11 protein-coding genes are annotated in these 14,453 nt (G+C 67.4%); 6 read left to right on the top strand and 5 right to left on the bottom strand.

Going from position 1 to position 14,453, the window contains the following annotated elements:
* Positions 1–17: 17 nt before the first annotated feature.
* Positions 18–890: an ATPase gene (locus IM708_RS00295; RefSeq protein ID WP_209424302.1), complete on the top strand. Its 873-nt coding sequence runs from the start codon at positions 18–20 to the stop codon at positions 888–890.
* 94 nt (positions 891–984) lie between these two features.
* A complete protein-coding gene (gene metA, locus IM708_RS00290; RefSeq protein ID WP_209424301.1) occupies positions 985–1,914 on the top strand; it encodes a homoserine O-succinyltransferase in 930 nt (309 codons plus the stop codon).
* A gap of 132 nt (positions 1,915–2,046) precedes the next feature.
* On the opposite strand, the gene IM708_RS00285 is transcribed toward metA, so the two are convergent.
* Positions 2,047–3,003, bottom strand: coding sequence for a DMT family transporter (locus tag IM708_RS00285; protein WP_245242905.1), 957 nt, complete (start codon positions 3,001–3,003; stop codon positions 2,047–2,049).
* Between the two features lie 85 nt (positions 3,004–3,088).
* Between IM708_RS00285 and IM708_RS00280 the strand changes: the two genes are divergently transcribed.
* Positions 3,089–4,726: an AMP-binding protein gene (locus IM708_RS00280; RefSeq protein ID WP_209424300.1), complete on the top strand. Its 1,638-nt coding sequence runs from the start codon at positions 3,089–3,091 to the stop codon at positions 4,724–4,726.
* Positions 4,727–4,969: 243 nt separating this feature from the next.
* Positions 4,970–6,001 carry a hypothetical protein gene (locus IM708_RS00275; RefSeq protein ID WP_209424299.1) on the top strand — a complete coding sequence of 344 codons (1,032 nt, stop codon included), beginning with the start codon at positions 4,970–4,972 and terminating at the stop codon, positions 5,999–6,001.
* A 162-nt stretch (positions 6,002–6,163) separates the two neighbouring features.
* Here the strand turns inward: IM708_RS00275 and upp are convergent, their stop codons facing one another.
* From upp to IM708_RS00255, 4 genes are all read right to left on the bottom strand, one after another.
* On the bottom strand, positions 6,164–6,796 hold the full coding sequence (gene upp / locus IM708_RS00270) for a uracil phosphoribosyltransferase (RefSeq protein ID WP_209424298.1): 633 nt from the start codon (positions 6,794–6,796) through the stop codon (positions 6,164–6,166).
* A gap of 124 nt (positions 6,797–6,920) precedes the next feature.
* Entirely contained in the window at positions 6,921–8,135 is a 1,215-nt protein-coding gene (locus tag IM708_RS00265) for a phosphopentomutase (RefSeq protein ID WP_209424297.1), read from the bottom strand.
* Positions 8,132–9,439, bottom strand: coding sequence for a thymidine phosphorylase (locus IM708_RS00260; RefSeq protein ID WP_209424296.1), 1,308 nt, complete (start codon positions 9,437–9,439; stop codon positions 8,132–8,134). Before IM708_RS00260 ends, IM708_RS00265 begins: the two co-directional genes overlap by 4 nt.
* Positions 9,436–9,834: a cytidine deaminase gene (locus IM708_RS00255; protein ID WP_348524927.1), complete on the bottom strand. Its 399-nt coding sequence runs from the start codon at positions 9,832–9,834 to the stop codon at positions 9,436–9,438. Before IM708_RS00255 ends, IM708_RS00260 begins: the two co-directional genes overlap by 4 nt.
* A 161-nt stretch (positions 9,835–9,995) precedes the next feature.
* On the opposite strand from IM708_RS00255, the gene IM708_RS00250 reads away from it, so the two are divergent.
* Both IM708_RS00250 and IM708_RS00245 read left to right on the top strand, forming a co-directional pair.
* Positions 9,996–12,299 carry an NADP-dependent malic enzyme gene (locus IM708_RS00250; protein ID WP_209424294.1) on the top strand — a complete coding sequence of 768 codons (2,304 nt, stop codon included), beginning with the start codon at positions 9,996–9,998 and terminating at the stop codon, positions 12,297–12,299.
* A 208-nt stretch (positions 12,300–12,507) separates the two neighbouring features.
* Positions 12,508–14,406 (top strand): propionyl-CoA synthetase, encoded by a 1,899-nt coding sequence (locus IM708_RS00245; protein WP_209424293.1) that lies wholly within the window; start codon positions 12,508–12,510, stop codon positions 14,404–14,406.
* Positions 14,407–14,453: the final 47 nt, after the last annotated feature.

Here is a 14,453-nt window from a genome sequence, read left to right as displayed (position 1 = left end):
TTCCCGAAAGGCCCGCGATGATCTACTCGACCGCCGAGGACTGGCTGAAAGCGACCGAGAAGCGCGTGCTGCTGTTCGGCATGTCCGGGCTGGGCAAGACCCGGATCTCGGCCCTCTTGCGGGCGAGCGGGTGGTTCCACTACTCGGTCGACTACCGCATCGGCACCCGCTACCTGGGCGAGGACATCGCCGACAACTTCAAGCGCGAGGCGATGAAGGTGCCGCTGCTGCGCGAGCTTCTGCTGTCGGACTCGGTACATATCCGGTCCAACATCACCTTCGACAACCTGGCGCCGTTGGCGACCTGGCTGGGCAAGCCGGGCGACCCGCGCAAGGGCGGGCTGCCCTTCGACGACTACCGCGAGCGCCAGGACATGCACCGCGACGCCGAGATTGCGGCCATGCTGGACACCCCGCGCTTCATCGCCCGCGCGCAGGAGATCTACGGCTACGCGAACTTCGTCTGCGACACCTCGGGGTCGATATGCGAGGTTGTGGACCCCAGCGATCCGGCCGACCCGGTGCTGAACACGCTCTCGAAACACCTGCTGATGATCTGGATCGCAGGGACCGAGGCGCATACCGCCGACCTGGTGCGCCGCTTCGACCGGGCGCCGAAGCCGATGTATTATCATCCCGATTTTCTCAATGACGCCTGGCGGGCCTACCTTGCCGAAACCGGCCTCGCGCCCGACGCCGTCGATCCCGATGCCTTCATCCGCTGGACCTATGCCCGCGCGCTGGCCCATCGCCAGCCGCTCTACCAGGCGATGGCGGAAAACTGGGGCCTGACGGTCGCCGCGGCCGACATCGCGCGCGTGGAATCGGCGCAGGATTTCAACGACCTCGTCGCGCGCACCCTCGACAAGCGGGCTTCGGTCCAGCCTTGAACCCGAAACCAACTCGCCGGCCACATGTCCCGCCGGCGACGCTTGAACGCCCCGCAAGCGCCGCGTACATCTGCCCGGCACCAAGGACACCGCCATGCCGATCACCCTGCCCTCGTCCCTGCCCGCCTTTGACGTGCTCGCCCGCGAGGGCGTGTCGGTCATGTCGCATTCCCGCGCCGCACGGCAGGACATCCGGCCGCTGAAGATCGCGCTGCTGAACCTGATGCCGAAGAAGATCCAGACGGAGAACCAATTCGCCCGGCTGATCGGCGCAACGCCGCTGCAGATCGATCTGCGCCTCATCCGGATGAGCGCGCACCGCACGAAGAACACCGCGGCCGAACACATGGCCGCCTTCTACCGGCCCTTCCGGCAGGCGCGGAAGGAAAAGTTCGACGGCCTGATCATCACCGGCGCCCCGATCGAACATCTGCCGTTCAAGGACGTGACCTACTGGGACGAGTTGTGCGAGGTCTTCGAGTGGACGCAAACCCATGTCCATTCGACCTTCGGCGTCTGTTGGGGCGGTATGGCGATGATCCATCATTTCCACGGGGTGCAGAAGCATCTGCTGGAAAAGAAGGCGTTCGGCTGCTTCCGCCACCAGAACCTCGCGCCCGCCTCGCCCTTCCTGCGCGGTTTTTCGGACGACGTGCTGATCCCGGTGTCGCGCTGGACCGAGATGAAGCAGGATGAGATCGACGCCGCGCCGGGGCTGGTCACGCTGCTTGGTTCCGACGAAGTCGGCCCCTGCCTGGTCGAGGACGCCACGCATCGCGCGCTCTATATCTTCAACCATCTGGAATACGACTCGACCACCCTGAAGGACGAGTTCGACCGCGACACCGCCGCCGGCAGCCCGATCGACGTGCCGGTCAACTACTATCCCGACGACGACCCGTCGCAGATGCCGACGAACCGCTGGCGCAGCCACGCGCATCTGCTCTACGGCAACTGGATCAACGAGATCTACCAGAGCACGCCCTACGACCTCGACCGCATAGGCACCGAGGTGCGCGACTGAACGGGACGTGGGCCTGCGCAGCATCCGGACATGCCCGCACGCCTGGACCTTCACCTCGCGGTAGACGCTTCCCGTCGGCGCGGTGCCATCACACTGGACGGTCGGTCCATACCGGCCGACCGCACAATGCGGTCACGCGTCCGGCTGACCGCGCCAGACGATCGCGCTGCCTGCCGCCACGATCAGCGCCATGCCGACGAGGGCCACCCAGCCCAGCGTCTCGCCCCACAGAAACCAGCCCCAGAGCGCGGCAATCGGCAGGATGACGTATTCGAAGATCGCGACGCGACTTGCCTCGGCCAGTTGGTAGGCGCGCACCACAAGCCCGACCGCAACCATCGACCCCACCGCCTGCACCGCTGTCCAGTAAAGAAACGTCCCCGTCGGCCAGACCCAGCCGCGCGCGATGAACCCGTCAGCCCCCGCCGCCACCGGCAACGGCACGACCGCCAGCGCGAGCACCCCTAGCAGCCCCGCCGCGCCGAGGGCGACGAAGAAGCCCAGCGTCAGCGTCGCCGCACTCTCGCCCACGCACCATTCCCGCGTGGCGATGTTGCCCAGCGCATAGAGCGCCCCCGCCGCGATCGGCAAGACGCTGGCCCAGCCCAGCGGCGCCTCGGTCCCCGGCATCAGCGCCAGGATCACGCCCAGAAAGCCCACAGCCGCCGCAAGGATCCGCGCCGGCCCCAGCGCGTGCCCGTAGACGAAGCGCGCGATCAGCAGCACGAAGATCGGCGCGGTGAACAGGCCCGCCGCGACCTGCGCCACCGGCAGGAACGCCAGGCAGCCGAAATAGATCAGCATCGCGCCGCCATGCAGCGCCGAACGCCCCGCCACCGCGCGCCAGCTCTTTGGCCGCAGGTCCAGCCCCAGCACGGGCGCCACCGCGAAGAACACCGCCGCCGCCATCAGCGTCCGGATCAGGTGGAACTGCCAGAGCCCCGCCTCGACCGCGACGACGCGCACGTAATTGTCGGTGTAGCCGATCAGCGTGGCGTAGCCCAGCACCGCGAAGGCCGCCGCCAGCGTCCGGTTGGGCAGGCCCGTGCGCGCCCCCATCGTCGGCTGATCTGCTGCGGTACCGGACATCTTCTCCTGCCTTTGCTCTTTCATCATTCTGCGCCTGCGGACATTATGGCTGAACAGAAGCGCGGGCGATTGGCAAGGGGGCGACATGGGCTGGCTGGCGGACGAGACGGGGCTGGAGAAATGCGCGGCCAACTACACGCCGCTGACGCCGCTGTCGTTCCTGGCGCGCGCCGCCGACATCTTCGCGGACCGCGAGGCGATGGTCTACGGCGCCACGCGGCGAACCTACGCCGATTACCGCGCCCGCGTCAGCCGGCTGGCCTCGGGCCTGGCCGGTCTCGGCGTGCGCCCCGGCGATGTCGTGGCAACCATCCTGCCCAACGTACCGCCGCACGCCGAGGCGCATTTCGGCGTCCCCGCCTGCGGCGCGGTGCTGAACGCGATCAACACGCGGCTGGACGTGGACACCGTACGCTACATTTTCGACCACGGCGGGGCGAAAGTGGTGATCGTCGATACCGCCTTCCTGGACCTGGCCGAGGCCGCGCTCGCCGACCGCGCCGACCCGCCGACGCTGATCGAATGGCCGGATGCGGAGGCGGGCTTCGCCCCCTCCGGCCGCCACCGGACGTATGAGGATTTGCTGGCCGCCAGCGATCCCGGTTTTGCCTGGCAGATGCCGCAGGACGAATGGGAAAGCCTCGCGCTCAACTACACATCCGGCACGACCGGGCGGCCGAAGGGCGTGGTCTACCACCACCGCGGCGCCTATCTGGCGGCGATGGGACAGGTGGTCAGCTGGCGCATGGTGCTTTACCCCCGCTACCTGACCATCGTGCCGATGTTTCACTGCAACGCCTGGTGCCACCCCTGGATGCTGCCCCTGCTGGGCGGCACCATGATCTGCCTGCGCGACATCACCGCGGCCGGCATCTACCAGGCCATTGCGGGCGAAAAGGCCACGCATTTCGGCGGCGCGCCCATCGTGCTCAACACGATCATCAACGCGAAACCCGCGGACCGCCTGCCCTTCGACCACGTGGTCGAGGTCTTCACCGCCGGCGCGCCCCCCGCCGCCGCGACGCTCGCCGCGATCGAACCCCTGGGCTTCAACGTGACGCAGGTCTACGGCCTGACCGAGACCTACGGGCCGGCCACCGAATGCACTTGGCATGACGGCTTCGACACCCTGCCCCCCGACGACCGCGCCGCCGTCAAGGCGCGCACCGGCGTCGCCATGCCCTTCATGGACGACGTCACCGTCACCGCCCCCGACCTGACCCCCACCCCGCGCGACGGCGCGAGCCTGGGCGAGATCATGCACCGCGGCAACGGCGTGATGAAGGGCTACTACAAGAACCCCGAGGCCACGCGCGCGGCCTTCGACGGCGGCTACTTCCACTCGGGCGACATCGCCTACCGCCATCCCGACGGCTACATCAAGATCGCGGATCGCGCCAAGGACATCATCATCTCGGGCGGCGAGAATGTCAGTTCGGTCGAGGTCGAGGGCATCCTGATGAAACACCCCGCCGTCATGTTGGCCGCCGTCGTCGCCAAGCCCGACGAAAAATGGGGCGAGGTACCTTGCGCCTTCGTCGAACTGAAGGACGGCGCCACCGTCGACGCCGACGCACTGATCGCCTTCTGCCGCAACAGCCTCGCCGGGTTCAAGACACCCAAGGCGGTGGTCTTCTGCGAATTGCCCAAGACCTCGACCGGCAAGATCCAGAAATTCGAACTGCGCGAGAAGGCGCGCGCGCTGGTCGGCACGCCGGGCTGATCGCCGCCGCGCCGTTGCGCAAGCGGCCGCACCCGCGCGCGCAACGCAGGCACCCGGTATCCACGCGGCCCCTACGTGTTAGGCATGTCGGCAAGCAGGCCGGAACGGGGCGGGTCGTCCGCGTCAATCGCGGGTTTTCAGCACCACCTTGGCGTGCGGGCAGTAGCGGCGGGCGCGACGCTGGGCTAATGTGAGGCGGACAGACGGGCAGCAAGCGCACAGGAAAAGGCGCGGACGCAGGCAATGACGGCGCTGAAGAAATACAAGCGGCTGGAAGGCCCCGCGGTCTGGCGCGCCGACCCGGACGCGCAACGACGCGACGTCGTGATCTCGCTCGGCAAGTCCAGCCTGGTGATCACCGACAGCCGCTCGGGCGCGATCGTCAGCCATTGGTCGCTGCCGGCGCTGGTGCGGCTCAATCCGGGTCGCGAACCCGCGGTCTACGCCGCGGGTCCTGACGAAGCCTCTGAGATCATCGAGATCGACGACCTGACCCTGATCGAGGCGTTCGAGACGATCCGCGCCGCGCTGCGGCCCCGCGTCCGGCTGCGCCACCTGCGCAAGCTGCTCGTCGGCCTGTCGATCCTGGCGGTCGCGCTGGCCGCCTGGTTGTGGATGCCGCCGGCGCTGGTCGATCACACAGCCGCCATCGTACCCCCCGCCAAGCGCGCCGAGGTCGGCCGCGCCGCGCTGGCCGATCTGACGCTGGCCGACGGCGGGCCGCGCCTCTGCACCGATCCGGCCGGGCGGCAGGCGCTGACCACGCTGCGGCTGCGGGTGCTGGGTCCCGGCTTCACCGTCGCGGTCCTTTCCGGCGGCGCGGCCTTCGGATCGGCGCATCTGCCCGGACGCCTGGTCGTCATCGACGCCCGCCTGCTCGACCGGCTGGACAGCGCCGAGGCGCTGGCCGGCTACCTTCTGGCCGAGGAACACGCGCTTCTGACCCGTGACCCGATGCGCGACGTGCTCTCCCATGCCGGGACGCTGGCCACCTTCCGGCTGCTGATCACCGGCAATCTGCCCGACCCGGCGCTGGCGGGCTATGCCGCGCAGCGCTTTGCCGCCAGCCGCCCGCCCGCCGATGCGCCGTACCTGGCCGAACGCTTCGCCGCAATCGGCGTCTCGCCCGCGGCGTTCGCGGTCTCGCTGCCCCCGGGGTTCGAGGCCCTGACCCGCGCGCTGGCCGACACCCCCGCACCCACCGATCAGGCGCCGCTTCTCAGCGACGGGGAATGGCTGACACTGACGCAGATCTGCCAGACCACCGCGCGCTGACAAGGCCGGCTTTCAAGCCGTCGCAAAGGGTTGAAATCCGGTTAAGATTTTTTCGCTTTTCTTTTTTTGTCAGATAGTTACGCGATTGCTCAAGCTTGAGCATCGCCGCATCTGGCACCTTCCGGGCACCCGCGTGCCCGTCGGTCGGGCCCCGGATCGCCTCTATTTCGTGCCGAACATCCGGTCACCGGCATCGCCCAGCCCCGGCACGATATAGCCATGATCGTTCAGCCGCTCGTCCAGCGCGGCGGTCACGATCGGCACGTCGGGATGCGCCTCTTTCATCCGCTTCACCCCCTCGGGCGCCGCCAGCAGGCACAGGAACCGGATGTTCTGCGCCCCCGCCTGCTTCAGCAGATCGACCGCCGCGGCCGAGGAATTGCCGGTGGCCAGCATCGGATCGACCACGATGACCAGCCGCTCGTCCAACTCCGACGGCAGCTTGCAGTAATACTGCACCGGCTGCAGCGTCTCGGGGTCGCGGTAGAGCCCGATGAACCCCACGCGCGCCGACGGCACCAGTTCCAGTATCCCGTCCAGCAACCCGTTGCCCGCCCGCAGGATCGACACCAGCGCCAGCTTCCGGCCGGCGATGATCGGCGCGTCCATCGGCTGGATCGGCGTCTCGATCCGCTGCGTCGTCATCTCCATCCGGCGCGTCACCTCATAGGCCAGCAGCATGCTGACCTCGCGCAGAAGCTGGCGGAACTTCGCGGTCGAGGTGGTCTTGTCGCGCATGATGGTCAGCTTGTGCTGGACCAGCGGGTGGTCGACAACGGTCAGATGGTCGCTCATGCGGGGGCCTCCAGGCGTTCGATCGGTCACTATCGGGTCACGGCGTCGTGGGCCGTCGCCGCAGCGGTTGATGGCTTGGAAATCCGCCCCTGTCCAGCCAAAGGCGCCCGCCCGCGCCACGACTTCACGGGTCTCTCTCCGGCAGGAAGCTGCGACCGGGTCCGCGCGCAGCCAGGCCCAGATGCGCCGCGACCGACGCCGCGACATCGACAAAGGCGCATTGCCCGATCCGCCCCGCCCCGTAGCCCCAGGCCAGCACCGGCACGCGTTCGCGCGTATGGTCGGTCCCGTGCCAGGTCGGATCGTTGCCGTGATCTGCGGTGAAGATCGCCAGATCCCCCGGACCCAGCCGCGACAGGAACGCGCCTGCCTCGACGTCGAATGCCTCCAGCGCGCGGGCGTAGCCGGCCACGTCCCGCGGATGACCGTAGTTGCTGTCGAACTCGACAAGGTTGCAGAAGGTCAGCGAGCCGGGTTCGGCTTCAAGCGCCAGCCGCTGCAGATGCCCGATCAGGTCGCTGTCCGACTGTCCCTTGTGGACCTGCCCGACCGCCCGATGCGCGAAGATGTCGGCGATCTTGCCGATGGTGTGGACCGCTCTCTTCTCGTTGCGCGCCCAGTCCAGAAGCGTCGGTTCCGGCGGCGCAATCGCGTAGTCCCGCCGGTTGCCGGTGCGGATGAACCCGGCTTCGGCGCTGCCGACGAACGGGCGCGCAATCACCCTGCCGACCCGACGCCCATGCAACCCCGGCGCAAGCCCCGCGCAAAGCGCGTATAGCCGGTCAAGCCCAAATGCCTCTTCATGCGCGGCGATCTGGAAGACGCTGTCCGCCGAGGTGTAGCAGATCGGCCAACCGGTACGCAGATGCTCGGCACCGAGTTCGTTCATGATCGCGATACCTGCGGCGTGGCGATTGCCCAGTATGCCTTCGGTCCCTGCCAGCCCGCAGACCTGTGCCACCAGGTCAGCGTTGAACGCCGGTAAGGCCTGCGGGAAGTAAGTCCAGTTCCAGGGCACCGGAACGCCCGCCAGTTCCCAGTGCCCTGAGGGCGTGTCCTTGCCGCGCGATACCTCGGTCGCCGCGCCCCAAAGACCCGCGGGTTCGATGCCCAGCCCCGGCGGGTTGATCCCCGAAGCCAACTCGATCGCCCGCCCCAGCCCCAAACGGTCGAGGAACGGCATCCGCAAGGGGCCCGATCGCCCCGCGTCGGCCCGTCCGGCCGCGCAGGCCTCGGCGATGTGCCCCAGGGTGTTGGCGCCCGCATCACCGAAATCGGCCGCGTCAGGTGCCCCGCCGCAACCGACGGAATCGAGGACAATGAGGAATGCGCGGCTCATGCGATGCGCTCGTGAACCAGCGGCGGCGCGACGGCTGTCTCTGCCAGCGTGAAGGCGCCTGCAAGCTCGGCCTCTGCCGCCGCCAAGCCCGCCTCATCTGCGGCATGGATCAGGCAGATCGGATCGCCCACCGCGACGCTATCGCCGATCCGGGCAATGGCGGAAAGACCCACGGCAGGATCGATCCTGTCGGTTTCGATCCTGCGCCCACCGCCCAGGCCGATGACCGCATACCCCAGTGCGCGCCCATCGATGGCGGCCACGATCCCCGCCTCGCGCGCCACGAAAGGACGCACCAATCGCGCGACGGGAAGCTGGTCGCGCCAGTTTGACAGGAAATCGGACGGCCCGCCCTGGGCCGCGACCATTTCGCCCCATCGCTCGCCCGCGCGCCCGTCCGCAAGGACCCCCTGGATCATTGCGCCGCCAGCATTCGCGTCCACCGCCAGTCCGGCAAGCGCCAGCGCCTCGCCGCCAAGGGCCACGGTCACCTCGGTCAGCGCCGGATGTGCCTTGGGATCGGCGAAATTCTCCATCACTGCGGCGACCTCCAGCGCGTTCCCCGCCGCCGGGATCAAAGGCTGGCTCATTTCGGTAATCAGCGCGGCGGTCTTGCAGCCCGCCCCGTTCGCCGTGTCGCAAAGCGCCCGCGCCAGCGCGCGCGCGTCCTCCATGCCCGCGAAGAAAGCGCCAGAGCCAACCTTCACATCAAGCACCAGCGCATCCAGCCCCGCGGCGAGCTTCTTCGACAGGATCGACGCGGTGATCAGGTCGATGCTTTCCACCGTCCCGGTCACATCCCGTATCGCATAGAGTCGCCGGTCGGCGGGCGCGACATCGACGCTGGCTGCGACGATCGCCGCACCCTGGGCGCTGACCAACTGCCTGAACTCGGCGGGGTCAAACTGCGTCCGAAAACCGGGGATCGCCTCGAGCTTGTCGAGCGTGCCGCCGGCATGCCCCAGCCCGCGGCCCGAAATCATCGGCACATACGCGCCACAGGCCGCAAGCGCTGGGGCCAGCAACAGCGACACGGCATCCCCGATCCCGCCAGTCGAGTGCTTGTCGACGACCGGACCCGGCAGCGCCCAGTCCATGACGCGCCCGCTGTCGCGCATCGCCTCGGTCAGCGCGACGCGGCCCGCCCGGCCCAACCCCTTCAGGCAGACCGCCATGGCAAACGCGCCCGCCTGCGCATCGGTGACCGAGCCATCGACCAGTCCCCGCACGAAGCCGGACAACGCCTCGCCCTCTGGCACCCGTCCGTCGCGCAACGCCGCGATCAGACGCGCCGGCGCGGTCATTCGCCGGCCATTCGACCGGAGTCGAAAGCATAGGGCAGCAAGTCTCCCAGCGGCACGGTCAGCGTCCGACCGCCCGTCGTCGCCATCGTGACCGGCACCTCCGCACCGGCAAATTCGCTCAGTTTCTGCCGGCACCCTCCGCAGGGCGGTACCGGTTCGGCCGCATCGGCGATCACGAAGACCTCGGAAATCCGCGTATCACCCGCTGCCACCATCGCCGCGATCGCTCCGGCCTCGGCGCAGGTGCCCTGCGGATAGGCCGCGTTTTCGACATTGCAGCCGGTGTGGATGCGGCCCGAAGCGGACCGGACCGCGGCACCGACCTTGAAACCGGAATAGGGCGCATAGGCGTTTTCGCGAACGGCGCGGGCGGCATCGGAAAGCGTCATGCGGATCTCCGGCGAAACGGGGCAGGAAGAAGTCTGAAACTCTGTCGCGTCCGTTGCAACCCCCTGAGTTGGCGACGGTTGCACCACCCGCCGGATTGGGGCTATGCCGGAGGCCGGCGGTCACTTAACCTTGATCTTCTTGACCGGCCGGCAGGAGGAGACCGCCAATGTCCGAGGATCGCCCGCAGAACCGTCCCGATCCACGCGCCGACGTCTTTCGTCAGACCGCGCTGGATTATCACGAGTTCCCACGCCCCGGTAAGCTAGAGATCCGGGCGACCAAGCCGCTGGCGACCGGTCGCGATCTTGCCCGCGCCTATTCACCCGGCGTCGCCGAAGCCTGTCTGGAAATAAAGGCGGACCCTGCAACGGCCGCGCGCTACACCTCTCGCGCCAATCTCGTGGCGGTTGTCACGAACGGGACGGCGGTGCTGGGCCTCGGCAATATCGGGGCGCTGGCGTCGAAGCCGGTGATGGAGGGCAAGGCGGTTCTGTTCAAGAAGTTCGCCAACATAGACTGCTTCGACATCGAATTGAACGAAAGCGACCCCGAGCGCCTGGCCCAGATCGTCTGCGCGCTGGAGCCCACCTTCGGCGCGATCAATCTGGAAGACATCAAGGCGCCCGACTGCTTCATCGTCGAGAAGATCTGCCGCGAGCGTATGGGCATTCCGGTCTTCCATGACGACCAGCACGGCACAGCGATCGTAGTGGGCGCGGCGGCGACCAATGCATTGCACATCGCCGGGAAAAATTTCGCGGATATTCGAATTGTCTCGACCGGCGGCGGCGCCGCCGGCATCGCCTGCCTGAACATGCTGCTCAAGCTCGGTGTCAAACGCGAGAATGTCTGGCTCTGCGATCTGCATGGCCTGGTCTATGAGGGCCGCGAGATCGACATGAACCCGCAGAAGGCGGCCTTTGCACAACCCACGGACAAGCGAAACCTTGAGGATGTGATCGACGGTGCCGACCTCTTCCTCGGGCTTTCAGGGCCCGGTGTGCTGTCGGTCGAACTCGTCAAGCGCATGGCCTCCCGGCCCATCGTGTTCGCGCTGGCAAACCCGACGCCCGAGATCATGCCCGATGCCGCCCGCGCGGCCGTGCCGGATGCGATCATCGCCACCGGTCGGTCGGATTTCCCGAACCAGGTGAACAACGTCCTTTGCTTTCCGTTCATCTTCCGCGGCGCGCTTGACGTCGGCGCGACCGAAATCAACGACGACATGCAGATCGCCTGTATCGAGGGGATTGCCGCACTCGCCAGAGCCACCACCTCGGCCGAGGCCGCCGCGGCCTACAAGGGCGAACAACTCAGCTTCGGCGCCGACTACCTGATCCCCAAGCCGTTCGATCCGCGGCTTATGGGCGTGGTCGCCAGCGCGGTCGCCTCCGCCGCAATGGAATCCGGGGTCGCAGCGCGTCCCCTGCCCGATCTGGAGGCCTACAAGCAGTCGCTTGACGCATCGGTCTTCCGTTCGGCCATGATCATGCGCCCCGTCTTCGAGGCCGCGCGCCAGGCATCTCGCCGCATCGTCTTCGCTGAGGGCGAGGAAGAGCGTGTGCTACGCGCCGCGCATGCGATCCTCGAGGAGACGACCGAAGTGCCAATCCTGATCGGCCGCCCCGAAGTCGTCGCACAGCGCTGCGAACGCGCTGGACTGAGTATCCGCCCGGGGGTCGATTTCGACATCGTGAACCCTGAAAACGATCCGCGCTACCGCGAATACTGGGAAACCTATCACGCCCTCATGGAACGGCGCGGCGTCACCCCCGACATCGCCCGCGCGGTGATGCGCACCAACACCACCGCCATCGGTGCCGTCATGGTTCATCGCGGTGAAGCCGACAGCCTGGTCTGCGGCACCTTCGGTCAGTTCCTGTGGCATCTGAACTACGTGACCCAGATCCTTGGACGCGACGGGATGCACCCGGTCGGCGCGCTGAGCCTGATGCTGCAGCCGGAGGGCAACCTTTTCATCGCGGACACGCAGGTGCACCCCGAACCGACGCCGGAGGAGATCGCCGAAGCGGTCGTCGGCGCGGCGCGGCATGTGCGGCGCTTCGGGATCGAGCCGAACATCGCGCTCTGCTCGAATTCGCAATTCGGCAATCTCGACACCTCGTCCGGTCGTCGGATGCGTCGCGCGCTCGAAATCCTCGACGCCAACGCCCCCGATTTCGCCTACGAGGGGGAGATGACGGTCGATGCCGCTCTCGACCCCGAACTGCGCGCGCGCATGTTTCCCAATGCCCGCTTCACCGACCCGGCGAATGTGCTCATCTTCGCCTCGACCGATGCCGCCTCGGCGGTGCGCAACACGCTCAAGATGCGCGCAGGCGGGCTGGAGGTCGGGCCGATCCTGATGGGGATGGGCAACCGTGCGCATGTCGTGACGCCGTCGATCACTGCGCGCGGGCTTCTGAACATGGCCGCGATAGCCGGCACGCCGGTCGCACACTACGGCTGACGCCTCTCGCCGCAAGCTTGATTTGCAAACTGCGCGCCGTCGCGGCGCAGGACCTTTGCACGGCGGCGGCTTTGCAGAATATGCGCCTCCGTACCGAAGATTCTGCAACTCTTTTGCAGGTGCGGCGCGACTGTCATCCGGTAACAGCGTTGCAGGATGACCGCGACGTAGCGTAACACGATGGCGACGCCGAGGAGGAGGGACGCCCATGCGCTATGCCGATCTGCACCGCCGTTCGATCGAGGACCCCGAGGGTTTCTGGCTGGAACAGGCGCGCGCCATCGACTGGATCGAAGCGCCGAAACAGGCGCTCTTCACAAATCGTGCGCCAATCTACGAGTGGTTCAAGAACTCAAAGCTGAACGCTTGCTGGAACGCGCTTGATCGCCACGTCGAAGGCGGGCGAGCCGAACAGACGGCGCTGATCTACGACAGCCCGGTGACGCACACCAAGCAGACCTACACCTATCGCGAACTCCGCGACCGTGTCGCGTCGCTCGCCGGGGCCTTGAAGGCGCGCGGCGTCACCAAGGGCGACCGCGTGGTCATCTACATGCCGATGATCCCGCAGGCGCTTGAGGCGATGCTCGCCTGCGCGCGGCTTGGCGCGATCCATTCGGTGGTTTTCGGAGGATTTGCCGCGCGCGAACTCGCCACCCGGATCGACGACGCGAAGCCCCGCGCGATCATCGCCGCCTCCTGCGGGATCGAGCCCGGCCGCGTGGTGCACTACAAGCCGCTTCTGGACGGCGCGATCGACATGGCCGCGCACAAGCCCGATTTCTGCGTGATCTACCAGCGCGAGCAGGAAGTGGCGCAACTGACCGAGGGCCGCGATCTTGACTGGCACGCCTGCCAACACGGCGTGGAACCGGCCGACTGCGTCCCGGTCGAGGGCGATCACCCGCTCTATATCCTCTATACCTCGGGCACGACCGGACAACCGAAGGGCGTGATCCGGGCCACCGCCGGCTACCTCGTCGCGCTCGCCTGGACGATGAAGAACCACTACAACGTCAATCCAGGCGAGGTGTTCTGGACCGCCTCGGACGTGGGCTGGGTCGTCGGCCACAGCTATATCGTCTACGCCCCACTGCTCCACGGCGCCACCACCATCGTGTTCGAGGGCAAGCCTGTCGGCACGCCCGACGCCGGGACCTTCTGGCGGATCATCGAGGAATACGGCGTTGTCAGCTTCTTCACCGCACCCACCGCCTTCCGCGCCATCAAGCGCGAGGATCCCGCAGGCGCGCTGGTCAAGGACTACGACCTGTCGTGCCTCCGCTCGCTCTACCTTGCGGGCGAGCGCGCCGACCCCGATACCGTTCACTGGGCGCAGGAAAAGCTGCAGGTTCCGGTCGTCGATCACTGGTGGCAGACCGAGACAGGCTGGCCGATCTGCGGCAACCCACAGGGGTTCGAGCCGTTGCCGATCAAGGTGGGCTCGCCGTCGGTCCCGATGCCCGGCTACGACGTTCAGGTGCTGAACGAGGCCGGCAACCCGGTGAAACCCAACGAACTGGGGGCGATCGCGATCAAGCTGCCCTTGCCACCGGGTACGCTTCCGAACCTCTGGCAGGCCGAGGCGCGCTTCGTGAAATCCTACCTCGCGACCTTCCCCGGATATTACGAGACCGGCGACGCCGGCCATATCGATGAGGACGGCTACCTCTACATCATGGCGCGCACCGACGATGTCATCAACGTCGCGGGCCACCGTCTCTCGACCGGCGCCATCGAAGAGGTGCTGGCCAGTCACCCGGATGTCGGCGAATGCGCCGTGATCGGGGTCGCGGATGATCTCAAGGGGCAGTTGCCGCTCGGGTTTCTCTGCCTCAACAAGGGCGCGACCAAGGATCCCGCGGCCGTGGTGAAGGACTGCGTGGCCCTCGTCCGCGACCGGATCGGCCCGGTGGCGGCGTTCAAGCTGGCCGTCGTGGTCGACCGCCTGCCAAAGACCCGATCCGGCAAGATCCTCCGGGCAACCATGGCCCAGGTCGCCGACGGCAAGGACCCCAAGGTTCCCGCCACCATCGACGATCCGGCGATCCTGGACGAGATCGCCGCCGCCCTGGCGACGATCGGCTATGCCCGAACACCCGCATGAGGAGCCACTCCCAACACAGGTCGGAACATTTCCGTAGGTTGTGCGAT

Source organism: Pararhodobacter sp. SW119 (assembly GCF_017811755.1).
Taxonomy (GTDB): domain Bacteria; phylum Pseudomonadota; class Alphaproteobacteria; order Rhodobacterales; family Rhodobacteraceae; genus Pararhodobacter.
This window is presented reverse-complemented; position numbering and strand designations above follow the sequence as displayed.